General features: G+C 72.6%; 20 protein-coding genes and 1 tRNA gene. 13 read left to right on the forward strand and 8 right to left on the reverse strand.

Going from position 1 to position 24,849, the window contains the following annotated elements:
• The first annotated feature begins 40 nt into the window (after window positions 1–40).
• The 3 genes from QQM67_RS05520 to QQM67_RS05530 are packed head-to-tail and all read left to right on the forward strand — an operon-like array spanning window position 41 to window position 4,790.
• Window positions 41–1,300, forward strand: a complete 1,260-nt coding sequence (locus QQM67_RS05520) for an HpcH/HpaI aldolase/citrate lyase family protein (protein ID WP_314172453.1) — start codon at window positions 41–43, stop codon at window positions 1,298–1,300.
• The gene (locus QQM67_RS05525) at window positions 1,297–3,948 is read left to right on the forward strand and encodes a phosphoribosyltransferase (protein WP_314172454.1); all 2,652 of its coding nucleotides are present in this window, start codon (window positions 1,297–1,299) and stop codon (window positions 3,946–3,948) included. Before QQM67_RS05520 ends, QQM67_RS05525 begins: the two co-directional genes overlap by 4 nt.
• Complete coding sequence (locus tag QQM67_RS05530; protein WP_314172455.1) at window positions 3,945–4,790, forward strand: HAD family hydrolase; 846 nt, start codon at window positions 3,945–3,947, stop codon at window positions 4,788–4,790. The genes QQM67_RS05525 and QQM67_RS05530 overlap by 4 nt, the downstream gene beginning before the upstream one ends.
• 150 nt (window positions 4,791–4,940) lie before the next feature.
• On the opposite strand, the gene QQM67_RS05535 is transcribed toward QQM67_RS05530, so the two are convergent.
• Window positions 4,941–5,531, reverse strand: coding sequence for a rhodanese-like domain-containing protein (locus QQM67_RS05535; RefSeq protein ID WP_314172456.1), 591 nt, complete (start codon window positions 5,529–5,531; stop codon window positions 4,941–4,943).
• Window positions 5,532–5,862: 331 nt separating this feature from the next.
• Between QQM67_RS05535 and QQM67_RS05540 the strand changes: the two genes are divergently transcribed.
• The gene (locus QQM67_RS05540) at window positions 5,863–8,526 is read left to right on the forward strand and encodes an SAM-dependent methyltransferase (protein WP_314172457.1); all 2,664 of its coding nucleotides are present in this window, start codon (window positions 5,863–5,865) and stop codon (window positions 8,524–8,526) included.
• Window positions 8,527–8,567: 41 nt separating this feature from the next.
• Here the strand turns inward: QQM67_RS05540 and QQM67_RS05545 are convergent, their stop codons facing one another.
• Window positions 8,568–9,437, reverse strand: coding sequence for a (2Fe-2S)-binding protein (locus QQM67_RS05545; protein WP_314172458.1), 870 nt, complete (start codon window positions 9,435–9,437; stop codon window positions 8,568–8,570).
• Between the two features lie 204 nt (window positions 9,438–9,641).
• Here QQM67_RS05545 and QQM67_RS05550 point away from each other — a divergent pair, with 204 nt between their 5' ends.
• The 4 genes from QQM67_RS05550 to QQM67_RS05565 are packed head-to-tail and all read left to right on the forward strand — an operon-like array spanning window position 9,642 to window position 15,729.
• Window positions 9,642–10,862: an ATP-grasp domain-containing protein gene (locus QQM67_RS05550; RefSeq protein WP_314172459.1), complete on the forward strand. Its 1,221-nt coding sequence runs from the start codon at window positions 9,642–9,644 to the stop codon at window positions 10,860–10,862.
• Window positions 10,859–12,715, forward strand: a complete 1,857-nt coding sequence (locus QQM67_RS05555) for an IucA/IucC family protein (RefSeq protein ID WP_399065397.1) — start codon at window positions 10,859–10,861, stop codon at window positions 12,713–12,715. Before QQM67_RS05550 ends, QQM67_RS05555 begins: the two co-directional genes overlap by 4 nt.
• 6 nt (window positions 12,716–12,721) lie before the next feature.
• Complete coding sequence (locus tag QQM67_RS05560) at window positions 12,722–14,482, forward strand: IucA/IucC family protein (RefSeq protein ID WP_314172460.1); 1,761 nt, start codon at window positions 12,722–12,724, stop codon at window positions 14,480–14,482.
• A complete protein-coding gene (locus QQM67_RS05565) occupies window positions 14,479–15,729 on the forward strand; it encodes a type III PLP-dependent enzyme (RefSeq protein WP_314172461.1) in 1,251 nt (416 codons plus the stop codon). Before QQM67_RS05560 ends, QQM67_RS05565 begins: the two co-directional genes overlap by 4 nt.
• A gap of 23 nt (window positions 15,730–15,752) precedes the next feature.
• Here the strand turns inward: QQM67_RS05565 and QQM67_RS05570 are convergent, their stop codons facing one another.
• Window positions 15,753–16,457: a DUF2470 domain-containing protein gene (locus QQM67_RS05570; RefSeq protein WP_314172462.1), complete on the reverse strand. Its 705-nt coding sequence runs from the start codon at window positions 16,455–16,457 to the stop codon at window positions 15,753–15,755.
• 112 nt (window positions 16,458–16,569) lie between these two features.
• Between QQM67_RS05570 and QQM67_RS05575 the strand changes: the two genes are divergently transcribed.
• Together QQM67_RS05575 and QQM67_RS05580 are read left to right on the forward strand one after the other, a co-directional pair.
• Window positions 16,570–17,295: an SIP domain-containing protein gene (locus QQM67_RS05575; RefSeq protein ID WP_314172463.1), complete on the forward strand. Its 726-nt coding sequence runs from the start codon at window positions 16,570–16,572 to the stop codon at window positions 17,293–17,295.
• Between the two features lie 123 nt (window positions 17,296–17,418).
• Window positions 17,419–18,228, forward strand: a complete 810-nt coding sequence (locus QQM67_RS05580; protein WP_314172464.1) for a pentapeptide repeat-containing protein — start codon at window positions 17,419–17,421, stop codon at window positions 18,226–18,228.
• A 212-nt stretch (window positions 18,229–18,440) separates the two neighbouring features.
• On the opposite strand, the gene QQM67_RS05585 is transcribed toward QQM67_RS05580, so the two are convergent.
• Both QQM67_RS05585 and QQM67_RS05590 read right to left on the reverse strand, forming a co-directional pair.
• Window positions 18,441–18,677: an FmdB family zinc ribbon protein gene (locus tag QQM67_RS05585; protein WP_314172465.1), complete on the reverse strand. Its 237-nt coding sequence runs from the start codon at window positions 18,675–18,677 to the stop codon at window positions 18,441–18,443.
• An 85-nt stretch (window positions 18,678–18,762) separates the two neighbouring features.
• On the reverse strand, window positions 18,763–20,019 hold the full coding sequence (locus QQM67_RS05590) for a hypothetical protein (RefSeq protein ID WP_314172986.1): 1,257 nt from the start codon (window positions 20,017–20,019) through the stop codon (window positions 18,763–18,765).
• Between the two features lie 221 nt (window positions 20,020–20,240).
• Between QQM67_RS05590 and QQM67_RS05595 the strand changes: the two genes are divergently transcribed.
• Window positions 20,241–20,312: transfer RNA gene (locus tag QQM67_RS05595), tRNA-Val, on the forward strand.
• Window positions 20,313–20,604: 292 nt separating this feature from the next.
• The gene (locus tag QQM67_RS05600; RefSeq protein ID WP_314172466.1) at window positions 20,605–21,264 is read left to right on the forward strand and encodes an NADPH-dependent FMN reductase; all 660 of its coding nucleotides are present in this window, start codon (window positions 20,605–20,607) and stop codon (window positions 21,262–21,264) included.
• Window positions 21,265–21,346: 82 nt separating this feature from the next.
• Here QQM67_RS05600 and QQM67_RS05605 read toward each other — a convergent pair whose 3' ends face one another.
• Together QQM67_RS05605 and QQM67_RS05610 are read right to left on the reverse strand one after the other, a co-directional pair.
• Complete coding sequence (locus QQM67_RS05605; protein ID WP_314172467.1) at window positions 21,347–22,207, reverse strand: oxidoreductase; 861 nt, start codon at window positions 22,205–22,207, stop codon at window positions 21,347–21,349.
• Window positions 22,208–22,216: 9 nt separating this feature from the next.
• Window positions 22,217–22,885, reverse strand: a complete 669-nt coding sequence (locus QQM67_RS05610) for a DNA-3-methyladenine glycosylase family protein (RefSeq protein WP_314172468.1) — start codon at window positions 22,883–22,885, stop codon at window positions 22,217–22,219.
• Between the two features lie 226 nt (window positions 22,886–23,111).
• Between QQM67_RS05610 and QQM67_RS05615 the strand changes: the two genes are divergently transcribed.
• The gene (locus tag QQM67_RS05615; protein ID WP_314172469.1) at window positions 23,112–24,065 is read left to right on the forward strand and encodes a DUF5996 family protein; all 954 of its coding nucleotides are present in this window, start codon (window positions 23,112–23,114) and stop codon (window positions 24,063–24,065) included.
• Between the two features lie 87 nt (window positions 24,066–24,152).
• Here the strand turns inward: QQM67_RS05615 and QQM67_RS05620 are convergent, their stop codons facing one another.
• Window positions 24,153–24,725 (reverse strand): TetR/AcrR family transcriptional regulator, encoded by a 573-nt coding sequence (locus tag QQM67_RS05620; protein ID WP_314172470.1) that lies wholly within the window; start codon window positions 24,723–24,725, stop codon window positions 24,153–24,155.
• Window positions 24,726–24,849 lie beyond the last annotated feature (124 nt).

A 24,849-nucleotide genomic window follows, 5' to 3' on the forward strand; every position in this document is an offset into this window, starting at 1 on the left:
CGGCCCTACCGATGCCGCGCGATGGGGAACGGGGTCACGCATGCGGCATTTCGGCCATCTACCGCCTGAGGTGCGGCGGGAGCTCTTCCAGTACGAGCCCGCCGGGTTCAGCGAGCAGTCGCCCACCGGCACGCTCGCCATCGCGCTGGGCGGCACCCTCTACTGCCCCGCCACGCGAACGTGCCTCGCGGACGACGTGGTGAAGCAGTCCGGGCTCGGCGTGGTCTCGATGGTGCTGTGCCTGGAGGACTCGATAGGGGACGCGGACGTCGCCGCGGCCGAGGCCAATCTCGTACGCCAGCTGGTGCAGCTGGACCGGATGCGGGCGGACGACGGCGCGACCGGCGCTGGGACCGGCCCCCGAGCCGAAGGCGACGGCTCGCGCGAGCCCGATCTCCCTCTGCTGTTCATACGGGTCCGCGAACCGGCGCAGATCATGGACCTGGTGGCGCGGCTGGGACCGGCGGCGGGACTGCTGTCGGGGTTCGTGCTGCCCAAGTTCACCGAGGAGCGCGGCATTCCGTTCCTGGAGGCGCTGGCGGAGGCCGAATCGGCCGCGGGCAGGCGCCTGTTCGCGATGCCCGTACTGGAGTCACCCGAGCTGCTGCACATGGAGACGCGCGCGGCGACGCTCGCCGGAATCGCCCGCACCGTCGACAAGTACCGGGAGCGCGTTCTCGCACTGCGGCTGGGCGTGACGGACTTCTGCTCGGCCCACGGGCTGCGCCGTACACCGGAGATGACCGCGTACGACGTCCAGCTCGTCGCCTCCGTCATCGGCGACGTGGTGAACGTGCTGGGCCGCGCGGACGGTACGGGCTACACCGTGACCGGACCGGTCTGGGAGTACTTCCGGCCCCAGGAGCGGATGTTCAAGCCCCAGCTGCGGCAGAGCATCTTCACCGGGCGCGCGGAGGAGCTGCGCGCCGCGCTCATCGACCACGACATGGACGGGCTGCTGCGCGAGATCGAGCTGGACCGGGCCAACGGGCTACAGGGCAAGACGTGCATCCACCCCTCGCACGTACTGCCCGTGCACGCGCTGTCGGTCGTGACCCTGGAGGAGCACAGCGACGCCACGGACATCCTGCGGCCCGAGCGCAGCGGAGGCGGTGTTGTGCGCTCCGCGTACACGAACAAGATGAACGAGGTGAAGCCGCACCGGGCGTGGGCCGAGCGGACCCTGCTGCGCGCGGAGCTGTTCGGAGTGGCACGCGAGGGCGTCGGCTTCGTCGACCTGCTGGCGGCGGGGACACGGGCGACCGGGAAGCCGGCGCGAGAGGGACGGACGACGGGATGAGCGACGCGGTGAGCGACGTGAGCACGGGCGTGACCGGCGGCGCGAGCGGCAGGTACGACGCGGGCGGTACGGGCGGTACGGGCGGCGCGGGCGGCTCCGGTGAGGCGGTGTGGTCAGGTGAGTGGGTCGCCGAACGGCTCGGCGTCGCGCTGAGCGGCGAGGGACTGCGGGACCTCATGGGTCTCGCCCTGCGCCGTAACCCCAAGCGCGCGCATCTTCTCGTCTCGCGCGTCCTGGGCAAGCATGTGCCGGAGCGTCCTGCGACCGTCTACGGCGTCGGCCTGCGGCTCGGCCGGCGGGTGCGGGCGCTGCTCGGCGACGCGCTCGCCGACCGCGCGGTGGTGCTCGGCTACGCGGAGACGGCGACGGGCCTGGGGCACAGCGTCGCCGACGGCGTCGGCGGCGTGACGTATCTGCACTCGACCCGGCGTCCGGTGCGGGGGGTGGCCACCGCGGGCGGGTTCGAGGAGGAGCACAGCCACGCCACGTCCCATCTGCTGCTGCCGGAGGATCCCGCGCTGCTGGAGCGGGACGGGCCGCTCGTGCTCGTCGACGACGAGTTCTCCACCGGGCGCACCGTGCGCAACACCATCGCCGCGCTGCACCGGCGGCGTCCACGGGAGCGGTACGTCGTCGTGGCGCTCACCGACATGCGCTCGCCCGACGACGCGGCGGCGCTGGAGAAGGCCGCGGCCGAACTCGGCGCCCGCGTGGACGTGGTGGCGCTCGCACACGGCCGCGTCTCGCTCCCGCCCGACGTACTGGAGCGGGGGCAGCGGCTCGTGGCGGAAGCCGAGGCGGAGGGGGAAGCCGAGGCGGAGGCGTCCGCGGCCCCGGAGCCGGGGGCCCCGGAGGCGCCGGGCCGCGCGGACCCGCCCGTACGGGTGGACCTCGGCTGGCCCCTGCGGCTCCCCGACGGCGGACGGCACGGCTTCACGCCCGCGCACCGCGCGCGCCTGGACGCGGCGCTGCCCGGCATGGCCGAGCGCGTGGCCTCGGCCCTGCCCGGGTCCATATCTGGGTCCCTGTCCTCATCTGGGTGCCTGTCCTCGTCCGGCGCGCGGCCCGCCCGCCCGGAAGCGGACGGCGCACCGCGCGCACCGCGCGTACTGGTGCTGGGCTGCGAGGAGTTGATGTACGCGCCGCTGCGCCTGGCCGCCGCCCTGGAGGAACGTCTCGGCAGGGACGCGGAGGTGCGCTTCTCCACGACGACCCGCTCGCCGGTGCTCGCGCTGGACGACCCGGCCTACGCGGTCCGTACGTGCCTCTCCTTCCCCGCGCACGACGGCGCCGGCGGCGAGGGGAGCGATGGAGGCGCCGCCACGCGCTTCGCCTACAACGTGGCGCCCGGCACCGACCCGCGGCGCCGCTTCGACGCCGTCGTCGTCGTTGTCGACTCGGCCGCCGACACCGCCGCGCTGCACGCGCCCGGCGGCCTGCTGGACAGGCTGCGCGAGCACACGGACAGCGTGCTGCTCGCGGTCGTCCCGTCCTACCGTCCGCTGCCGGCGCCGCTGCGCGGTCCGGACTTCTCCTCGTATGCGCCCGACGAGGTCGGCTGGCTTCTTCAGGACCTGTCGCAGAGGGAGTTGGAGGCCCCGACCGAGGAGCGCGAGGAGGCGATCCAGAGCGGCGGAGCGCACTACGCGGAGTCGCTGCCCGTCGAGTACCAGCCGAGCGCCGAGTACGAGCGCCTCTTCCACAGCGCGCTGGAGGCGTCCGCGAGCCGCGTCGCACGCGCGGTCGGCACCGTCACCGAGGCGGTGCTCGCCGAACGGGGCACGCGCGGAACGGGCCGCCCCGTGCTGGTCTCGCTCGCCCGTGCGGGCACGCCCGTCGGCGTGCTGATGCGGCGCTGGGCGCAGCGGGCGCACGGGCTCGACCTGCCGCACTACGCGGTGTCGATCGTGCGCGGACGCGGCATCGACGCCAACGCGCTCCGCTGGATCGCCTCCCACCACGACCCCGCCGACGTCGTCTTCGTCGACGGCTGGACGGGCAAGGGCGCCATCACCCGTGAACTCGCCGACGCACTCGCTCACTTCGGGGAGTTCGACCCGGAGATCGCGGTGCTCGCGGACCCGGGCGGCTGCGTGCGCACGTACGGAACGCGCGAGGACTTCCTCATACCGTCCGCGTGCCTCAACTCCACGGTCTCCGGGCTGATATCGCGCACCGTGCTGCGCGCGGACCTGGTCGGCCCGGACGACTACCACGGCGCCAAGTGCTATCGCGCACTCGCCGGTTCCGATGTCTCGGGCCTCTTCCTGGACACGGTGACGGAACGCTTCGGCGAGGTCCGCGCGGGCGCCGCCGAGGACGCGGCCGCGCTGCTCGCCGCCGACCGCGAGCCGACGTGGGCCGGGTGGCGCGCGGTGGATCGCATCAGCGAGGAGTACGGCATCGGCGACGTCAACCTCGTCAAGCCCGGGGTGGGGGAGACGACGCGGGTTCTGCTGCGCCGCGTGCCCTGGCGGGTGCTGACGCGCCGCGGCGCGGGCCGCGACCTGGACCATGTGCGGCTGCTGGCGGCGCAGCGCGGCGTTCCCGTCGAGGAGACGGACGGCCTCCCGTACAGCTGCGTCGGTCTGATCCACCCCCGGTTCACGCGCGGGGCCACGGGCGCGGACGGCAGGGCCGCCGGATGACCCGCCCGCCCGGGCGGGGTGCGCCCGGCCGTCCGCTCGTCGCCAGCGACCTGGACCGCACGCTGATCTACTCCGCCGCGGCGCTCGGGTTGAGCGTGCCGGACGCCGAGGCTCCGCGGCTGCTGTGCGTGGAGGTGTACGAGGGCAGGCCGCTGTCGTACATGACGGAGACGGCCGCGGGGCTGCTGGCGGAGCTGACCGAGCGCTGCGTCTTCGTGCCCACGACCACCAGGACCCGCGAGCAGTACCGGAGGGTGCGGCTGCCCGGCGGCCCCGCGCGCTACGCGGTCTGCGCGAACGGCGGGCATCTGCTGGTCGACGGCGAGCCCGACCCGGAGTGGAACGCGCAGGTCCGGCGCGGCCTCGCGGGCTGTGCGCCGCTGGAGGACGTGTGCGCGCATCTGCGCGAGTCGTCCGGCGGCGGCGACTGGGTGCTCAAACAGCGCGTCGCGGACGGCCTGTTCGCGTACCTCGTCGTGGACCGGGGCCGCCTGCCGCAGACGTGGGTGAAGGAGCTGGCCGCCTGGGCGGAGCCCCTCGGCTGGACGGTGTCGCTTCAGGGACGCAAGATCTACGCCGTGCCGGTGCCGCTGACGAAGAGCGCCGCCGTCGCCGAGATCGCCCGGCGTACGGGGGCGACCCGCACATACGCCGCCGGTGACTCGCTGCTCGACGCGGACCTGCTGCTCGCCGCCGGGCGCGGCTGGTTCCCGGGCCACGGCGAACTCGCGGACAGCGGGTTCGGCGCGGGCCACGTCACCGCGCTCAGCGAGCGCGGGGTCGCGGCGGGCGAGCGGATCGTACGGGAGCTGTGGGGGGCGGCGGCCGGCGGCGGCGAGTGAGGCGGCAGAGCCGTACGGCGCGGGCGGTACGGGCGACGCGCATGACACAGGCGAACAGAGTGGCGCGCACCGGCTCGACCGCCGGAGCCCCGGGCCGCGTCCCGTCGGCTGGGCCCGCTCGCGCTGCTCCGTGGCGCCGCCCGCTCCGGATCAGCTCGTGCCGGCCCGCTCCGTCAGCTTGCTGAGCGTGGCGTCCAGTCCCGCGCCGGCGGGCTGACGCCGGTTGTACGGGAGCTTCGAGAGCACGGCGGCCATGCCGCACGTGTTGCTGAGCGCGGAGAAGACCAGTCCGCCGCCGATGAGGAACGACAGTACGCGGAACCCGGGGATCGCCAGGTCGAGGAGGATGCCGAGCACCACCAGGGAACCGGCCGTGAGCCTGACCTGACGCTCCATGGGCCACACAGGGCGTGCGCCCGCGGGACGGTCGAGTTCGTGACCGGCCGCGGCCCAGGCCTCGGTTCCGCCGTCGAGCGACGGTGCCGCGATCCCCTCGCCCGAGAGCCGGCCGGACGCCAGGCCCGAACGGGTTCCGGAGGCGCAGACGACGACCAGTTCGCCCTTTCCGGCAGCCGTACGCAGCGCGGGAAGCGCGTCGTCGAGGCGGTCGAGCGGGATGTTGAACGCTCCCGGGATGTGCCCGGAGCCGTACTCGGCCGGGGTGCGGACGTCGATGACGGTGGCGCTGTTCAGCCGTGGCGAGAGTTCGGCGACCGTGACAGGCGGGGACGAGGTGGTCACAGCGGATCCCTTCGGGGTGCGGTCGATCGGTCTTCGGGGGTCGGTTCGGTCTCGGACCGGCGTCCTGCCCCGGCGACTTCGGACGAGCGGTTTTCGGACGACCGGTCCTGATCGTGACGCTTCGGTTCTGACCGGCTCAGCGGCCATGGGGAGCGCGGTATTCCGGATATCCGCGGGGAGTTGCCGCGGCTCTGCTTGAGAATTCACCCATTTGTGGCATACGGGGCTGTGCCGGCCTCGCCCCGTCCCGCCCGATCCCGGGACGGAGCCGGCCGGCCCCGTCCCGGCACCCCGAGGTGCGCGCGACGGTGCCCGGGATGACGCTGGACCCATGTTGACGCTCGGCCATCTGACCGCCGGTGCGCCGCCGCTGCTGAGATGGGCGAGTACGGGCGACGCGCCCGACGACCCCGGCAGGGTGGTCGAGAGGATCACGCGCTGCGGCCCGGACGGCCCGCCGGTCGGTGAGCGTACGGAGCGTGTGCTGCTCGTGACGTCCGCCGACAGCACCCTGGAGTGGGTGCGGCTGCGCGCGGAGAACGCGGCCGGGGTCGTGCTCTGCGGCGAGATCGGCGACCTCGACGAGGTGCCGGACTGCGGCCTCGTGCCCGTCCTGACCCCGCTGGTCCCCGGCGGTCCGGTCCGGGTGGCCGAGGCGCTCATGGGTGCGCAGGTCGCTGTGTTGCAGGCGGAGGTGCGCCAGGTCGAGACGTACACCAACGTCGCGGCGCACGCGATGGCGGAGGGCGGCGGACCGCAGGGCGTACTGGAGTGGGTCTCCCGCGAGACCCGCGCGGAGCTGGAGGTTGTCGACGGCTACCGCGAGCAGGACTGGCCGCCCGAGGTGTCCCGGCAGACCAACCTGCTGCGCGAGCTCGTACGGGGCCGGGAGCAGGGGCCGGTGCGGGGCAAGGGGGACGGGCGTTACGTCGAGGTGTGGCCCGTGGGCGTCGGGCCGCCCCACCGGCTGCTGATCGCGTCCCGCGACCGACCGTGGGGAGGACGGGGCCGGTTCGGCCTCGAACAGGTCGCGGTGATGGTCGCCGGGCTGCTGCGCGAGGAGGACGTGACCGAGCGCGAACGCCGCCTCCACGCGGCCGTGCAGGCGGCACGCACCTCGGCGTTCCAGTACCTGATGGTGGGCGACGTGACCTCCGCGGGCCGCGCCGTCGAACCCCTGGCGCCCGGCCTGATGGCCGCGGGCGTGGTGCAGGTCGCGGTGCTGGAGAAGGCCCCGGGCGAGGAGCGCGAGGAGGTCGCGGCCGAGGTGGAGGAGGCCCTGCAATGGGCCCGGGCGCTGACGGTGCTCTGCCCCGTGGACGACGCCCAGCTCATCATCATCTGGGACGGCGCGCAGGCCCCGGTGAACACCGTGCTGGAGCCGGTCGCGGAGGCGGACCCCGACCGCGCCGTCGGCGTCAGCGGCCGCGGACCGCTGGAGCACGCGGCCCGCCTGTACGAGGCGGCCGTCGTCAGTGTGGAGGCCGCCCGGCGCACTCCGGGCGGCGTCGCCGTGCACGACGGACGGCCGCCTCTCGCGGAGCTGCTCGACGCCTCGGCCGGCGGCTGGGCGCGGGAACTGCTGGCCCCGCTGGAGCGGAACCTCGCGGATGCCGAGCGGCGGCGCCTGCTGGAGGTGTGCAGCGCGGGCATCGCCATGGGAGCGCAGGGCGCGGGACGGCTGCTCGGGCTGCACCGCGACACCGTCACCGCACGGCTGGACGAGCTGACGGCGCGCGTCGGCCTGGACCGGGCGCTGCTCGCGGACCGCGCGAAGCTGGATCTGGCGATGCGCCTGGCGGATCTGCCGCCGCCCGTGCCGGGGGTTGCGCCCGCCGGAGGCGTGCGCCAGGTCCTCGACCACGAGGGCGCCGCCGTGTGGGGCAACGGCGTGCTGTCCGGACTCTCCTCACGCCTGATCTCCGCGCTGGCGACCTGGGTCGAGCACGAACTCGACCGGGAGGAGACCGCACGGGCACTCGACATCTCCCCCGCGACGCTGGCGAGTTGGCTGCGGGAGGCCGGAACGTTCACGCATCTGCCGCTGCGCAAGGACAGGCCGGGTGCCGTGCACGAACTGCTCTGGGCGCTGTACACGGCCGGTCACGTCCGTCCCTCCACCGTCACCGGCAGCGAAGGAGAGGCGGCGCGCACCGGAGCGGCCGCGGTCACGGAGGCGGCGCCGGGAGAGGACCTCGCGCAGCCGCGCACCGACACGGCTCATCCCGCCCGCCTGTACGACTACTTCCTGGGCGGCAGGACGAACTACGCGGCCGACAGGATCGCCGCCCAGAAGACGGTCGAAGCCGCGCCCGGCGTGGCCGTCATGGCCCGCGAGAACCGCGCGTTCATGCTCCGCGCCGCACGGCATCTCGCCGCGCAGGCCGGCATCCGCCAGTTCCTCGACCTGGGGGCCGGCATCCCCACCGAGCCCAACCTGCACCAGGTCGCGCAGGCTGAGGCCCCCGCCGCGCGCGTCGTCTACGTCGACGACGACCCCGTCGTCCAGGCGCACGCCCAGGTCCTGCTCGGCGGGAGCCCCGCCGGGCGCACCGCCTTCCTCCACGCCGACGCCGCCGACCCCGCCGGAGTCCTCTCGTCCCCCGAGGTCCGCGAGAGCCTCGACCTGACCCAGCCGGTCGCGCTCTCCGCGGTGGCGCTGCTGCCCTTCGTTCCCGACGACCGGGTCGCGCACGAGATGCTCCGCGGCTTCACCGGCGAGCTGCCCTCCGGGAGCTTTCTGATGCTCTCCCACCTCACCGCCGACTTCGATCCCGAGGGGACGGAGAGCGTGTGCCGGCAGTACGAGAAGATGGCCGGAATCGAGGTCAAGCCCCGTACGCGCGACGAGGTCGCGGCGCTCCTCGACGGCCTGGAGCTCGTGGAGCCCGGCATCGTCCTGGTGCATCGCTGGCGCTCGGAACGCTCCGAGGAGGATCTGGCCGAGGACGATGTACGGGTCGGCTCGTACGGAGCGGTCGCCCGCATTCCCTGACCACTTTGATTACGCCGGGGGAGCCGCGGCGGCCCCGCGCGTCACCCGGCGTCGATGCGCGCCAGGCGCTCCGCGTCCCCGAGGCGCGGACAGGTGGCGCACGCCTCGCCGGACGGGACCGTGTAGTAGAGGCAGCATCCGGCGCGGGTGCGCGTCGGGTACGACGTCCCGTCGCCGCCGCGCAGCCGGCGGAAACCCGCGCCGGCCGGGAACGGCGGGATCGGGGCGGGCAGCAGCTCGCCCGCCGCGGCGACCGCCCTCTCCTCGTCCCCCGTGGCCCGGCCGAGGTGCCAGATGCCGGAGACGAGGTCGTCCTCCGCCATGCCCCACAGCGCCCTCGGCCCGCGGCGCAGCCGGGGCCCGAGCGCCGCTATGAGCGGGGCCGCCTGCTCGGCGGCGGCGGTGCGCAGCTCCCGGCGAAGCGCCTCCTCGTCCGGCACGACCTCGGCCCCGGAAAGCGAGGCGGCGCTGTCGCCCGGCAGGCAGGCGAAGCCCCCGGGAGCGACCTGGCAGGCCTCCTCCCGGCGGCCGACCCGCACATCCTCCGCGCGCAGACGCGGCACACGGCGCTCCAGGTACCAGGGCCCGCTCAGCAGCAGACAGGTGGACCACAGGAAGCGGTGCAGCATGCGCGAGGCCACCACGTCGGGCCGGGGGAGGGCCGCGCAGCGGTCGGCGTACCGGGCCGTCTCCGCCTCCAGGAGGGCGTCGAGGACGTCCGGCTGACGGGCCGCCAGGCCGAGATCGGCCCAGTCCTCTCGCGCCTCGACCTCTCCGGCCTCGCGACCGGGGGCCGCGATGTGGAGGTTCAGATTGGGACTCAGAGTGCTCAGGCGCCGGTAGGCCGAGGTGAGCAGTGCGGTGCAGCTCTCGACGCCTCGTGCGGAGGCCGACGCCGGGGCCAGGTTCAACGGTGCTCCTTGCGGTTCTGAGCGGTCTCACGGGGGCGGGCGCGCGGGCGTGCCGACCCGCGCGGCGCCCGCTGGGTAAGGTGAACCTTACTCACATGATCGGGTGTGAACGCCCTCCGCCCCTCGGCCAGTTGGCGGATTTAGGGTTACCTAACTTAAGCTCAGCTCCGGCTCTCGTCGAACGGCGCCGGAAGGGTTCCGACATTGCAGCTGTATCTGCTCGCCCTGAACCCGACCGACTCGGTCACCTGCGGCTTCCTGCCGGCGGCCCGGCGGATGGGTCTGCACGTCACGCTGCTCACGGACCGCCCGCAGGAGCACACCGCACAGACCGCCCCCGGCCCCGGCGGTGAGCCCGGCGCGCCCGTCGAGGTGCTCGGGTGCGACGTGCGGGACGCGGCGTCGGTGATCGCCCGGATCTCCGGCCACCGCCCGCCCGGCGCCGTCTTCACCAACAGCGATCATCTTCAGATGCAAGCCGCCCTGGCCGCCGAGTACTTCGGGCTCCCGGGCAAGGACTGGCAGGCCGCGTTACGCACCAAGGACAAGGCGGAGATGCGCCGGCACCTCGCCGCCGCGGGCGCCGGCACCGTACGGGCGGACGAGATCACCTCCGAGGACGATCTGCCGTCCCGGCTGGCGGTACTGGAGGTTCCGTTCCCCTGCGTCGTCAAGCCCCGCGAGGGTGTGGCCAGCGAGGACGTCTTCCTCGCCGAGGACGCGGCCGAACTGGCCCGGCGGTGCGCCGAGATCCGGGCCCGGCGCCCGGGCGCCGCGCTCGTGGTCGAGGAGTACCTCCCCGGCGAGCTGCACACGCTCGAGACCGTGGGGGACGCGGACCGCCTGCACGGCCTCGGCGGCTTCCGCACCCGGCTCTCCCCGCCGCCGTACTTCGTCGAGCAGCGGATGACGTACGAGCGAGAGCTCCCCGCTCCGCTGAGGGAGGCCGTCCTCGCCCAGCTCGGCGTGCTCGGCGTGCAACTCGGGGCGTGCCACACGGAGTTCGTGGTGCACGACGGCCGCGCCCGCATCGTCGAGGTCAACTACCGCGCCGTCGGCGACCACGGCGATCTGCTCCTCGCGGATCAGCTCGGCATCCCGCTCTTCGAGTACATACTCGGGGTCCACCTCGGTGAACCGCTGCCGCCGGAGCTGCCCGTACGGCGGGGCGGCGCGGCACGGATCGACTATCCGTGCGCCGACCGCGCGGGCACCCTCACCGCGGCGCCGGCCGCCTCCGACGAGGACAGGGCAGGAGTACGGCAGGTCTACGGGCCGATGCGCGCCGTGGGAGAACGCCACGACCTCCACCACACCAACCGCGACTACCTGGGCGCCCTGCGCACCACCGGCCCCGACCAGCCGTCCGTGGACCGGGCCGCCGAGGACTTCCTCGCCGCGCAGCGGTGGGAGATCACCCCGTGACCGCCGGTCCCGGACCCTTGACCCCGGGACCCGCCCCGGCGGCCCGTACGGCACTCGCGGCGGCCGCGGCACCCGGCGCGTGCCCGGCCGAACGCGAGCTGCTGCTACGGGTGTTGAGCGCGCTGCTGCGTGAGGACGTCGCCGGACTGCGCAGCCGCTCGGACGAGATCAGCGCCCCGGACGGCCGCTGGCTCCGGCTCCCCGCGGGCAGCGGTCGTGCCCTGCTGTTACCCGTACGCGCCGACGGGTTCCAGTGCACGGCGGCGGCCCGCCTCCCGCTGCTGCGCCGCGAACCGGAGGGCGCCGTCCTGACGACGGTCACCGGCGTGCTCACCGCGCTGTCCACCGTGGCCGATCCGGCGGACAGGCGTGGCTTTGAAGCCTTCGCGGCGGAGTGCCGCGCGGATCTTCTCGCCCGCCGTCTGCACGCCGCGACCCGCGACGAGCTGTACGCACACGTGACGGCCCGCCACGGGCCGGACCCCGCACGCTGGCAGGGCCTCGCCGCGTCCGTCGCCTTCGACGGCCTCGCGGCCCGCACCGATCACCCGGTGTATCCCGCTTCCCGTGCCCGCCTCGGCATGACGGAGCGCCAACTGCGGGCCTGGGGCCCGGAGTTCCAGCCGAGGTTCCCGCTGCGCTGGCTCGCCCTGCCCGCCGCGGACGTCGCCGTGTCCGGTACGGACCCCGGCGGCGCCCCCGGTCTCGGGCTGCCGGCCAAGGCCGGGGCGGGGCTTGCGGCCCTGGGGGACGCGGAACTCTTCTCGGGGTGGCGCCGGACCCACGTACTGATGCCGGTGCATCCCCTCACCGCCGGGCGGCCGTTGGAGGCGGCCCTGGACGCGGTCGGCCTGAGCGGCCCGGCCGTGCTGCTGGAACAGCCGTATCTGGAGGCGGTGCCCACCCTTTCGATGCGGACCGTCGCCCTGACCGGTCACCCCCGCACCCACCTCAAACTGCCCCTGCCCACCTCGACGTTGGGCCTGCTGAACCGCCGCTCGATACGGCCGGGCACGCTGCGCGACGGAGCCGCCTGCCAGCGGCTGCTGGAGCGGGTGCTCGAACGCGAACGGCGGCTGAGCGGCCGGGTGCTGCTCGCCGACGAGACCCGCCACGCCACGGCGAACCACGAGCTGCTGACCGTGCTGATCCGCCGTCAGCCGCCGGGCCTGGACGACTGCGTCGTCGTCCCGCTGGCGGCGCTGGCGTCCCGGTCACCGGACGGCCGCCCCGTGATCGGCGCGCTCGCCGACCGCTTCTACGGCGGAGACGTCACCGCCCTCCTCGACGCCATGCTGACGCTGCTGCTGGACTGGCAGACCACGCTCTTCGGTTACGGGATCGCTCTGGAATCCCACCAGCAGAACGTCTCCCTCGTGCTCGGCGGCTCCCAAGGTCCCGCGCCCCGGCTGCTGTTCAAGGACAACGACGGGCCGCGCGTCAACACCGTCCGGCTGCGCGAGGCGCTCCCCGGCGTGGACGCCGGCCGTCTCGGCTTCGCCGATCCGCGCATCAGCGTCACGGAGGACGGACCGGTCGCCGACCTGTTCACCACCGTCACCGTGCATCTGTGCGCGGGGAGTTGGGCCTTCAGCCTCACCGGCGACGGCTCACCGGCCCGCGAGGCCCTGATCGGCCTGGTGCGCAGACGGCTCGCCGAGGCCGTGGACAGGCTCGCCGCGGCGCACCCCTCGGCCGCCGCCGTTCTGCGCTCCCGGGTCCTGGAGGCACCCGAACTGCCCGTCAAGGCCATGGTGACGGCCGGAACCCTGCTGACGAAGGCACGGTCCGGCGCCGAGGACGTCAACAAGCACTACACCACCGGCCCCAACTACCTGCTGCGGAAGGCTTGACCATCGATGCCCGGCACCACCACGGCCCACCCGCCGGTTCCCGCCCCCGCAGTACTGCCGAGCGCCGACGACGCGGTCGCCCACACCCTTCTCAACTGCGTGCTGCGCGAGATGACGGACGAGCACACGCGTCGCGTCAACGAGGACGGCCTCCTCCTGCTGCGACTGCCGCTCTCCGGCGCCGAGTTGCGGGTGGCGCTGCGCCGTACGTCCCTGATCGGCGCCCACCGCTTCACCGGCCCCGTGCACGAACACACGCCGCAGGGCTGGACGCCGATCGGCTGGTACACGCTGGCCGCCCGCGTGCACGCCGAACTCTCGCTGCGCACGGGCATCCACAACGACGAGTTCCTCGCCCAGGTCGCGGCGAGCCACCGGGCCGTCAGCAGCGCGCTCGCCCGCCCCCGCACGTCGCACGGCCGCGTTCCTGCTCCGCGCCCCGGCGACCGGCTCGCCGCGTATCTCGGCAGCGAGCAGTCGCTCCTGCTCGGGCACCGCTTCCACCCCACGCCCAAGGCGCACGGCGCCGACCCCGCGACCTGGGCGGCGTACGCGCCCGAGGAGGGCGCCCGCTTCCCGCTGCGGCTGCTCGCCGTGCGCGAGGACCTCGTCGACCAGGACTCCGCGGAGCACGGGGCGCTCGCGCCGCTGGACGGACTGGGCGAGGCGCCCGCCGGGTTCCGGCTGCTGCCCGCACACCCCTGGCAGTTCCACATGCTGCACCGGCACCCGGCGTTCGCCGCCGCCCTCTCGAACGGCGACGTGCGCGACCTCGGCACCGGAACGGCCCCGGTCACCCCTACCGCGTCGGTCCGCACGGTGTACGACGGCACGGCGTTCCTGAAGTTCAGCCTCGACGTGCGCATCACCAACTGCCTGCGAAAGAACGCCCATTACGAGCTCACAGGGGCGGTCGCCCTCACCCGGCTGCTCCGTCCCGTGCTGGAGGACCTGGCCGTGCGCCACCCCGGCGCCGCCGTGCTCCGCGAGCCCGCCTACCGCACCCTCGCCGTGCGCGCCCCCGACGGCCGTGCGGACCGAGCGCTGCTGGAGGGCTTCGGGGTGATCGTCCGCGAGGGGCTCGGCCCGTACGTGCCGGCCGGGGCAACGCCGTTGCTGGCGGCGGCACTTGCGGACGAGTACCCCGCCGGCCCCGGGCGCGTGGCCGCCCTGCTGGACGGCGCGGGCCCGTCCGCGGCCACAGAATGGTGGGGCAGGTACGTCGACCTCGTCGTCCCGCCCGTGCTGTCCGCGTTCTTCCTGCACGGGCTGATCCTCGAACCGCACCTCCAGAACGTCGTCGTCTGCGTCGACGACGAGGGCGCGCCTGTCCGCGTCGTCTTCCGCGATCTGGAGGGCACCAAGCTGGTCGCCGGAACGCACCGCGAGGCGCTGGCCACGCTGCCCCGCGAGGTCGCCCGCGTCCTCACGTACGACGTCCGCCGCGGCTGGGACCGCGTCGTCTACTGCCTCCTCGTCAACCACCTCGCCGACATGCTGGCGGCCGTCGCCGACCTGTACCCCGGCACGGAAGCCGCACTGTGGCGGTGCGTGCGCCGCACGCTCGCCGAGTGCGCGGGGAACCTGGGCGATCCGCCGCTGCTGCGGTCGCTGCTCGCAGGGGAGGCTCTTCCCGCGAAGGCCAACCTGCTCACGCGCTGGCAGCGCGTGCCGGACCGCGAGGCCGGTTACGTACGGCTGCCCTCCCCGCTGACGGACGAGAGCCTGGCCGACGGAACGAACGACACGAACGGACACGTGAGTTGAGCGAGCCCAGCGAGCCGAGCCTGCTCACCCCGGCGGTACGGGACGCGGCCCTCGCCCTCGCCGACCGCGAACTGCCGTGCTACCTCTACGACTTGAGCGCGCTGGAGCAGCACGCCGCCGCCGTGCGCGGAGCGCTTCCGCGGGCGGTGGAGCTGTACTACGCGGCCAAGGCCAATCCGGAACCGGAGATCCTGCGGGCGCTGGCACCGTACACGGACGGCTTCGAGGTCTCCTCCGGCGGCGAACTGGCCCACGTGAACAGGGCCGTTCACGACCGGCCGCTCGCCTTCGGCGGCCCCGGCAAGACAGAGGAGGAGATCGAGGCGGCCCTGGCCGCCGGTGTGCGGCGCTTCCACGTGGAGAGCCTCCACGAACTGCGGCTGCTGGCCCGGCTGGCCCCACGCCACCGAGGTACTGCCGCTGCGCGGCCGCGTGTCCTGATCCGCTTCAACCCGCCTGTCACCGCGACGGCACTGGAGGGCAGTGCCCTGGCCATGGGAGGCCGGCCCACGCCCTTCGGCATGGACCCGGCAGAGGCGGCCGAGGCCGTCCGGCTGTTCGCCGACGACGGACTGCCCGGGCTCGAACTCGCCGGCCTCCACGCCCACTTGGCGAGCGGACTCGCCGCGGGCGCACAGCTCGCGCTCGTCGAGGAGGTCGTCGCCGAGGCCGTGCGCCTCGCCGGGCGGTGCGGCGTCCGCCTGCGCGAACTGACCGTCGGGGGCGGCATGCACGTCGACTACTCCCGCCCGTCGGCACGCTTCGACTGGTCCGCTTTCGGGGCGGGCATGGCCCGCATCGCCGAGCGGTACCCCGGCCCCGTGCTGCGGATCGAGCCGGGGCGGTCGCTGACGGCGTACTGCGGCTGGTACGCGACCGAGGTGCTGGACGTGAAGCGCAGCCACGGCGCGGAGTTCGCGGTCGTCCGCGGAGGCACCCACCATCTGCGCACGCCGGCTGCCAAGGGGCACGACCAGCCGGCCGAGGTCCTCGCGGTGGACGGCTGGCGCCATCCGCCGCCCCGGCCCGCCGTGCGGGGCAGCCGCGTGACCTTCACCGGCCAACTGTGCACCCCCAAGGACGTGTTGGCCCGCGACGTACCGGCGCCCGGACTGCGGGCGGGCGACAGGGTGGTGTTCGCTCTGGCGGGCGCGTACGCGTGGAACATCTCCCACCACGACTTCCTGATGCACCCCGCACCGAAGTTCCGCTTCCTGCACGCGCGGGACAGGGCCGCCGGCGGCTGAACCGGCCGGCGCCCCCGCGGCGATCAGGCCGGCAGCCGTCCCGCGTGGGGAGCGCGGCGCTGTGCCGCCAGCAGGGCCTGGATCCGCGAGGCGACCTGGTCCGGGCCGCCCACGGGCCTCGCGAACGGCAGCCGGGCGTCGCGATGGCTGCCGGGATACTCGAGGCGCAACGTCACGCCGTACCGGTCCAGCGCCACGGGAACGGCGCGCAGCATGCCCGCGTCCGGCTGCGGCCGTACGAGACGCAGCAGCCGCGGCACGAAGTCGGCGTGCTCGTCCAGGAGATGAGTGAGCATCGCGGCCTCGCAGGTGGCCAAGGGGTCGGGCGCCGTCGCCTGAAGCTCGTCCAGCGTCACGAACGCACGCCCGCCGGAGTCCTCGAGGACCGCCTGGCCGAACTCCATGCACGTGCTGTGTTCGGCTTCCTTGTCGTACGGGGCCGTCAGCAGCCCGGTCACGGTGACCCGCGCCCGCAGCCGGTCCCGCACGGGTGTGGGCGCGACGTCGGTCAGCTCCAGCCGCACCGGGACACGCGTCTCGCCCCTGGAGGGAGCGGCCCCGGACGGTGCGTGGAGGTGGACGAGTCCCCTCGTCCCCTCTCCGTGGAGCCGGCGCACCTCGGCCTGGAGCCCGTCGCTCACCACCGTCATCGAGTGGGCCGCGACCAGGATCGACCGCACGCGTTCGGCGGGGCCAGGCCGTGTGACGCGGGGGCGGAAGGGGCGCATGCGAACTCTCCCATGGCAGACGTTATTTAGGTTAGCCTAACCTAAATAAGAATTCGGATCGCAAGCGACGGCGCATCCGGCCGTCAGACGGCACACGTCAAGGAGGCGACGTATGGCGCGAGTTCCGAAGGTTCTCGCCGACTACGCGCAGCGGCGCGGCTTCACTACGAAGGTGACGGCCGTCGACCGTCCCTCTCCCTCGCTTCTGCGCGTCACCTTTCACAGCCCGTCGTTGAGATCCCGGACCATCTCGCCGTGCGATGCCACGGCGTTCCGCGTGCGCGGCAACGACTTCCGCCACTACACGCCCGAGTCGCACGACCCCGGCGCCGGCACGGCCACCATCCTGTTCCACGACCACGGCCGCACCGACGCCCCCGGACTCGCCCTGATCGAATCGCTCACGCCGGACAGCGAGATCGTCTGGTGCGGGCTGGAGTCCGCGAGGGGATTCCGCTGGACCTCGCCGAGCGCGACGCTCGCCATGGGAGACGCGAGCACGCTGGGACTGATGGCGGCCCTCACCGAACGCGTCAACGCGGAGGGCGCTCGTTCGCTCGTCGCGGTCGAAGTCGAGCCGCCGGACTGTGAGTACGTCCGCACGCTGCTGCCCGGCGCCGTCGTACTGCCCGCGGACGAGGTGCACGGTGCCGCCCTCGACGAGTGGCTCCGCGACGCCGAGGAGCGCATCGGCACGCTCGCACCGCAGACCGTCTTCCTCGCCGGACACGGCGGTTCGATACAGCGGCAGCGCGACGCGTTGCGCACGCGGCACGGCCTCGACCGCCGCGCGATCCGAACCCAGCCGTACTGGGCGACCGGCCGCACCGGGCTCTGAGCACGCGGTCCGCGAGTCCGGGCAGGCAATACCGGGGAGGGCGGAAATCCGTTACCGGCGGCGCCGAGCGAGTGCGAGGATTCGGACCACCCCCCTGAATCACCCAGAACGCAGGAGACCGCCGTGAGTCCACTCCGGCCTCCGCATCTGCGGGCCGACTGCGCGAACTGCTCCGGCCTGTGCTGCGTCGCGCTGCCCTTCGCCGCGTCCGCGGACTTCCCCGTCGACAAGGACGCCGGGCAGCCCTGCCCGAACCTCCAGGCGGACTCGCGCTGCGGAATCCACGCGAGGCTGCGTGAGCGCGGCTACTCCGGCTGCACCGTCTACGACTGCTTCGGCGCGGGCCAGAAGGTCACCTGGCACACCTTCGCCGGGCACGACTGGCGGGACGACCCGGCAGTGGCACGGCGGATGTTCGATGTCTTCCCTGTAGTGCGGCAGCTCCACGAACTGCTGCTGTATCTCACGGAGGCGGAGTCACTGCCCGCGGCCCGGCCGCTCCACGGCGCGCTGCGAAGCGCTCGCGAGGACATCACCCGCGTCACGTACGGCAGCCCGGACGAACTCGCCGGGCTGGACGTCTGGTCGTACCGGGACCGCGTGAACGCCCTGCTGCTGCGCACCAGCGAACTCGTACGGGCGGAACTGCCGGGCCGGAAGAGGAACCACCGGGGAGCCGACCTCGCCGGGGCCCGGCTCGCGGGCGCGGACCTGCGGGGCGCGTCACTGCGCGGGGCCTGCGCGATCGCCGCCGACCTCACCGGCGCGGACCTGCGCCTGGCCGACCTGACGGGCGCGGACCTGCGCGACGCCGACCTGAGCGGAGCCGACCTCACCGGAAGCCTCTTCCTGACCCAGCCGCAACTCGACGCGGCGAAGGGCAGCTCGAAGACCCGCATCCCGGACGCACTCCGCCGCCCGGCGCACTGGTAGCGAGCCGGAGACAAGTCGGAAGAGGGCGTTGGACCTGCGGCTCGGGGCGCGAGTTCGAAGCCGGGGCTGGAGAAGCGGGGACTGGAGCCGAGTCGGGAGCCGTGCTCCTCGCTCGAAGCGGAAAACCGAACCGGTTGCGGGGCGGGCGTGCCCCGCATGTGCTGTGCGGTCGCCTCGCCGCGACCCGCATCGCGGGGCGGCGGGCCGCGCGGTCAGCCGCAGCAGCCCCCACCACAGCAGCCGCCTCCGCCACCGCCACCGGCCGGCGCGGCGCTCGCGCCAGCGGCGGACGCCGCCGCGGAGACGCCGCCCACGGCCACGGTCGACAGCAGCTTCACGGTGTCGGCGTGCCCGCTCGGGCAGTCGGCCGGCGCACCGGACTCGGCCATGGGACGGGCCAGTTCGAACTGCGTGTCGCACTCGCGGCAGCGGTACTCGTATCGCGGCATGCCCGCATGCTATCCGGCACGCGGCCTCGCCGCCGCCGTGCCGTCGCACCGAGCGGCCGGACGTTCCGGCCGCTCCGGCCGCGCGTCAGCGGCCCGCCGCCCGCTGCTCACGGATCTGCTCGACCACGCGCTGGACCGTCTCCTTCACCGCGTCCAGCTCGGTCAGCAGATGCCAGTAGTCGGGGTGGCGGCCCGTCAGCCCGGCCACTGCGCGGTCCACCCGCGCGACCGCGTCGTCCAGCGGCCCCGCGTGGCTCGGGTCGGGTGTGCTGCGGCCCGCCATCGCCAGCCGCTGGGCGTCGCGGATCGCGAAGCGCGTCCGCTCGACCTCCTTCGTCTGGTCGAAGGAGACCTCGTTGAGCCTCTGCAACCGGTCGCCGGCGGCCTTGATCGCCTCGTCGGCGGCGTTCAGCAGCGCCCGTACCGTCGACAGCTGCGACGTCGCGTCCGCCCAGCGCTGCTCCTCCCGCGCCTTGCGGCCCTCCGCCAGCTTCTCCTCCGCCTGCCGTACGGACCGGGCCGCCTGGTCCGGAACCTGCTGAAGGTCCTGCCAGCACGCCGCGCTGAAGCGGCGCCGCAGCTCGCTGAGGATCGGCTCGACCTGTCCCGCGCGGGTGTTGAGGGCCTGTGTGCGCGTACGAAGAGAGGCCAGCCGCTTGTCGATCTCCTTGGCGCGCTCGGGCAGGCGCTCCGCCTCGCCCCGTACGGCCTCGGCCTCGCGCACGACGTGGTCCGCACGCCGGAGCGTCTCCTGCACGCCGTGCTGCCCCGCGCCCTCGTTGAGCTTGGTCAGGTCCGGTGACAGCGCCGCGAGCCGCGCGGCGAGATCGTCGGCCTTGAGCCCGGACTCCCGGGTGGCGTCCAGCGCGTTGGACGCCGCGATCAGGCTCTGCTTGGCCCGCTCCACCGCCGGAGCGAGCCGTGCGAGCTGCGTCTCCGCCTGCGACAGCAGCGGGCCCAGGCTCTCCCCGAACCGTTGCAGCTCGCCCCTGACCCGCTCCAGCTCCTGCCGCGCCCGCGCCAGCTCGGCGCGCGCACGGGCGGCGGCGCCGGAGTCGAGGTCGTCGCGGTCCAGGTCGTGTGCGTCCACGACCGTGATGTACTCCTGGCTGACCTGGTCGATGCGGGAGCCGAACTCGGCGAAGTCCGCGACGGCCTTGCGGGCGGCGGGAGAGTCGTCCACCGCGTTCAGCGTCTCGATGGAGATCCGCAGGTCACGCTGGGCCGTGTCCAGTTCGTAGAAGGCGGCCGCGGCGTCGTCCTTGGCTGCTTGCGCGTCGGCACGCTGGTGCTCCGCGCGGGCGCTGCCCCAGCCCCAGCGGCGGGAACCGCCGCCGTTCATAGCCGCCACCGAACCTCTCCCCGCGTCCCCACGTGTGCCGCACAGCGATCGCCGGTCATTGTCCCACCCTTGGGCCAACGAACACACGAGCCAGTTCGTTCACGATACGTGCAAAAGACACCGAACAACCGCGCCGGCCGCGTGCCTGCGGCCTGCGGGGCGGCCGGATCAAGGGTTTGCGCCCCCGGCCGCGGGACAAGGTAGTCTGTGGCGTCGTTCGAGGGCGCATAGCTCAGCGGTAGAGCGCTTGCCTTACAAGCAAGATGTCACTGGTTCGATCCCAGTTGTGCCCACCCTGACCAGGAGTCGAGGGAAGGTTCGTGCTAGCCCGCGGTCGTTCCCTCGACTGCTTGCCGGTCCCTGACTGTCCCGGTCCCTGACTGTCCCGGTCCCTGACCGTCGATGAAACAACCGGTTCCATGGCCTCTGCGGTGAGGCCGTTTCGGTGCGGCCCATGACCGCGGCCGGCGGGACCGCGACCCGGCTCGGAGGACCAGTCCCCGATCGCGCGCCGGCTCCGCCTGGACGAAACTGGTCCGCATGACACCTCGGCCCGGAGAACCCGCAAGCCGACAGGGCGTTGGGATGCCTGGGAACGGTCATCCGGGGCCCTTGCGAGTGCTCGTCTTCGGTGCCGCGCTGCGAGCCGGATCCACCAACGCCCGCCTCGCCTCCCTCGTAGCCCGCCTCGCTGACGCCGACGGTGCCGTCGTCGATCTCGCCGCCATGCAGGACTTCGACATGCCGCCGTACGACAGCGATGTGGAGGCTGCCGAGGGGCTGCCGGCGGGTGCGCTCGCGCTGCGCGACCGGCTTGAGCGGTGTGACGCCTTCGTCATCTCCTCTCCCGAGTACAACGCCTCCGTGCCCGGGGTGCTGAAGAATGCGATCGACTGGGTCTCACGCGTCCGGCCTCAGCCGTTCAAGAGCAAGCACGCCCTGCTCGTCTCGGCCTCCCCGTCCCTGGTCGGAGGCAACCGCGGACTGTGGGCGCTGAGGGTTCCGCTGGAGCACCTGGGTACGCGCGTCTATCCCGACATGTTCGGCCTTGCCAGGTCCCACCAGGGCTTCGCCGAGGACGGTTCGCTCAGCGACCCCGGCCTGCAACAGCGTCTCACCGAGACCGTCGCCGCCTTTCTCCGCCTGGTCGAAGCCGATGTGCGCTACGTCTGCCTGAAACGCCGGTGGTACGAGTTTCCGGCAGAGCGTACGGAGGCGCCCGTCACCCAACGGGCGGAGGACTAGGGCGCGATCCCCTGCGGAACACCTGGCGACTCACACCGGTCAGAGGGCGGGATGCTTCAGCGAAGCCGGTGGGCACGACGCACTATCGCACCGTGGCGATCATCCCGCCGTCGATCGTCATGTCCTCGCCGGTGATGCTGGCCGCACGGTCGCTTGCCAGAAACGTGATCAAGTCTGCGACTTCTTGTGGACTGTTGAACCGTGCGAGAGGGGTGTTCGCGACAGCGGAGTCGGCGACCTCCCGGGGATCGTCGCCGCTGGCGGCGGACAGCGTCTGCGCCATACCCCCGGCTCCCAGCCACAGGTCGGTCTTGACCGGTCCGGGGCTCACCGAGTTGACGCGAACACCCTTGGGGCCCAGCTCTTTTGAAATGCCCTTCGCGAAGTTCGTCAGTGCTGCCTTGACCGCGGAGTAGTCAAGCACCGTGGGATCCGGCAGGAATGCGTTCACCGAGCCGACCATGACGATCGAACCGCTTTTTTGCCGCGTCATCGCCGGTATTGCTGCTCGGGTGGTGCGTACCGCCGCCATGAGCCCTAGTGTCCAGGTTCTGTTCCATTCTTCATCCGTGATGCTGAGGAAGCCGTCGGGCCGGGGGGCGGTGGCTCCGGCGTTGTTTATCAAGATGTCCGGTCCACCACGCTCAATGGCCGCATCCATCAGCAAGGTGGCAGCAGCCGGTTCGGTCAGATCGCCCGGCACGAATGTCGCCTTGCCTGCCTCGACCACTTCTCTGAGTTCCTCGGTCTGGGTCCTCGACCCTGCGACCACATGTGCGCCGGCATCCGTGAGGGCCTGGACGGTGGCGAGTCCGATGCCCTTGCTCGCGCCCGTCACCACGGCGGTCTTGCCGTCCATGTGCAGGTCCACCATGTACTCCTCGTCTCGTGTCGGAAACCAAGAGGGCAGCGTTGCTTGCCGGTCGCCGACGATCGTCGGCACCTTGGCTCTCTAGACCTGCGGTGTCGTCTCCGTGAGTCGCCACAGGTAGAGGCATGCCAGCGTCCGGTACGGCTGCCACGGTTCTGCAATACGCTCGAGCTCGGCGGCAGCGGGAAGAGCCGGCAGCGTGTACAGGTTCTCCACCGCGCGGCGGATGTCGAGGTCGCCGACCGGCAGGACGTCCGGCCGGTTCAAGTGCCAGATGAGAAACATGTCGGCCGTCCACGGGCCGATGCCCTTCACCGCCGTGAGCTGTGCGATCACGTCTTCGTCGGCCAGGTCGTGCAGTTGGCCGAGTTGGAGCTCTCCAGAGAGGATGTGCTCGGCGAGTGAGCGAAGGGACTGCGTCTTCGCGTGCGAAAGACCCGCCGCCACGCGCAGCTCGTCGGGATCGTCGTCGAGGATCTCCTGAGGCGTCGGAGGCCGGCCACCGAACCGCTCAGTCAATTTCCGGTAGATGGCACGCGATGCGAAAGCGGAAATGTTCTGGCTGGCGACTCCGCGGATCAGCACGCCATAGCAGTCGGTCGGCATGTTCGGATCGCCCGCCAGCGCGGGATCGGGCGGCAGTGTAGGACGTATACCGCCGCCGTGCACGACATCGTCGATGACCGCGCCCAATTCCGGGTCAGCGCGGTGCAGATGTTCTTCCGCGGTCCTCGTGCTCTTCCGGGCCATACGTTGACCGTAGGGCATTCCTTGGAATGTCGCTCGCGACGGCAAAACCGGAGAATACGTGTACAGCGCGCTTACAGCTGTTCACCACGAGTCCGTCTGATCTCTCTTTTCTTCGCCGTGAGGCCGGCCATGGATATCCGCTCGGGAACCAGTTAGTTTCTTTGCGAGCCGGGAATTCGCTCCCCGAGAGAGCCGATGGCCCGGCGAGGAAACGGAGGATCGCGCGATGCCTCGAACACCTCGGCCTTCCTCGCACATCGTCGAGGACTGGCCGATCGCGCCCCTTCAGGAGTGGGCGGATACGAGGGACACCCTCCACATGTGGACCCAGATCGTGGGCAAGGTACGGCTTGCCGAGGCGCCCATGGTGAACCACTGGTGGCAGGTGCCCCTGTACGTGTCCGCTCGAGGCTTGACTACCTCGGCCATCCCCTGCCGGGACCACACCTTCGAGATGGAATTCGACTTCTGCGACCACCAGTTGCACGTGCGCTCCAGCGACGGCAGGGAGCGCCGGGTGGCCCTGGAGCCGAAGTCCGTGGCCGCCTTCTACCGCGAGACCATGGCCGCCCTCGACGCACTCGGCATCGACGTGCGGTTGCGGCCGAATCCGGTAGAGGTCGAGCCCGCCGTCCCCTTCCCCGAGGACACGGGCCATGCTTCCTACCAGCCGGAGCACGTCCGCAGGTTCTGGGAGCAACTCGTCTCCGTACAGCGAGTGCTGACGGAGTTCCGGTCCAGGTTCATCGGGAAGGTCAGCCCTGTGCACTTCTTCTGGGGCGCCATGGACCTCGCTGTCACTCGCTTCTCCGGCCGAGCGGCGCCACCGCACCCCGGAGGTTCGCCGCACCTCGCGGACTGGGTGATGGTCGAGGCCTACTCCCACGAGGTGTCCAGCTGCGGCTTCTGGCCCGGCGGCTCTGCCGAGGGCACCTTCTACTCCTACGCCTACCCGGAGCCCGACGGCTACGCCGGCCACCCGGTGGAGCCCTCCGCTGCCGCATACAGCGCGGACGCGGGCGAGTTCCTGCTCCCTTACGAGGCCGTGCGTACCGCGGAGGATCCCGACCAGACGCTGATGGAGTTCCTGCAGAGCAGCTACGAGGCCGCAGCCGAGCACGCAAGGTGGGACCGGAGCGCCCTGGAGGACAGCCCCGAGCGGCGTGCCACACCTCGCTGACCCGCCATCATTGTGGTCCGGCTCCCGTAACAGGCGAGTCCGTCCGTCCGCTCCCGTCGACGGCGGAGCGGATCCGCGCGCGAGTCCTCAGGGGCGGACCGTGAGGCCGTCCAAGGTGAGGTCGAGCAGGCGCTCTGCTTGCTGCCGGTGTTCAGCGCCCGCCGAGGTGACGGCGATGCCCTCCAGGGCGGCGCCGATGTCGGTGGGGCGGACATCCGTACGGATCTCTCCGGCGGCCGTGCAAGCGTCCATGAGGGAGGTGATGGCGGCCTGGATCATTTCCCGGCTGTGGCCATAAGGACTGTTTCCCGTCGCGGCGATGGCGCGCAGGGCGTCGATCATGCCGTACTTGGCGGTGACGTAATCCAGGAACAGGCGTGTCCACGCGCGCAGGGCCTCTAGCGGCGGCTTCTGCGCGAGCAGAGCGGGGGCGGCGTCGCACAGCTGGGCCACCTCGTTGCGGTAGACCGCCTCGATCAGGGCCTCCCGGGTAGGGAAGTTGCGGTACAGGGTCCCGCTGCCCACGCCTGCCTCCTTGGCGATGCGGTCGAGGTGCGCGTCCAGCCCCTCCGTCGTGAACACGCGTACGGCAGCCTTGAGGATCTTCTCCCTGTTCCGCCGTGCGTCAGCTCGCAACGGCCGAAGCGTTCCGTCGGTCATGGGTGATCGCCGTCCCCTCTTGGAAGCCCTCCTGATTTGCTAAGCGGAGACGCCCCCGCTTAGTGTGAACTAACCGGGGATGCCTCCGGTTTCACTGTAGGTCACCTCACTGACCTGCGTGCAC

The sequence above is a fragment of the Streptomyces winkii genome (assembly GCF_032248595.1).
Lineage (GTDB): Bacteria > Actinomycetota > Actinomycetes > Streptomycetales > Streptomycetaceae > Streptomyces > Streptomyces winkii.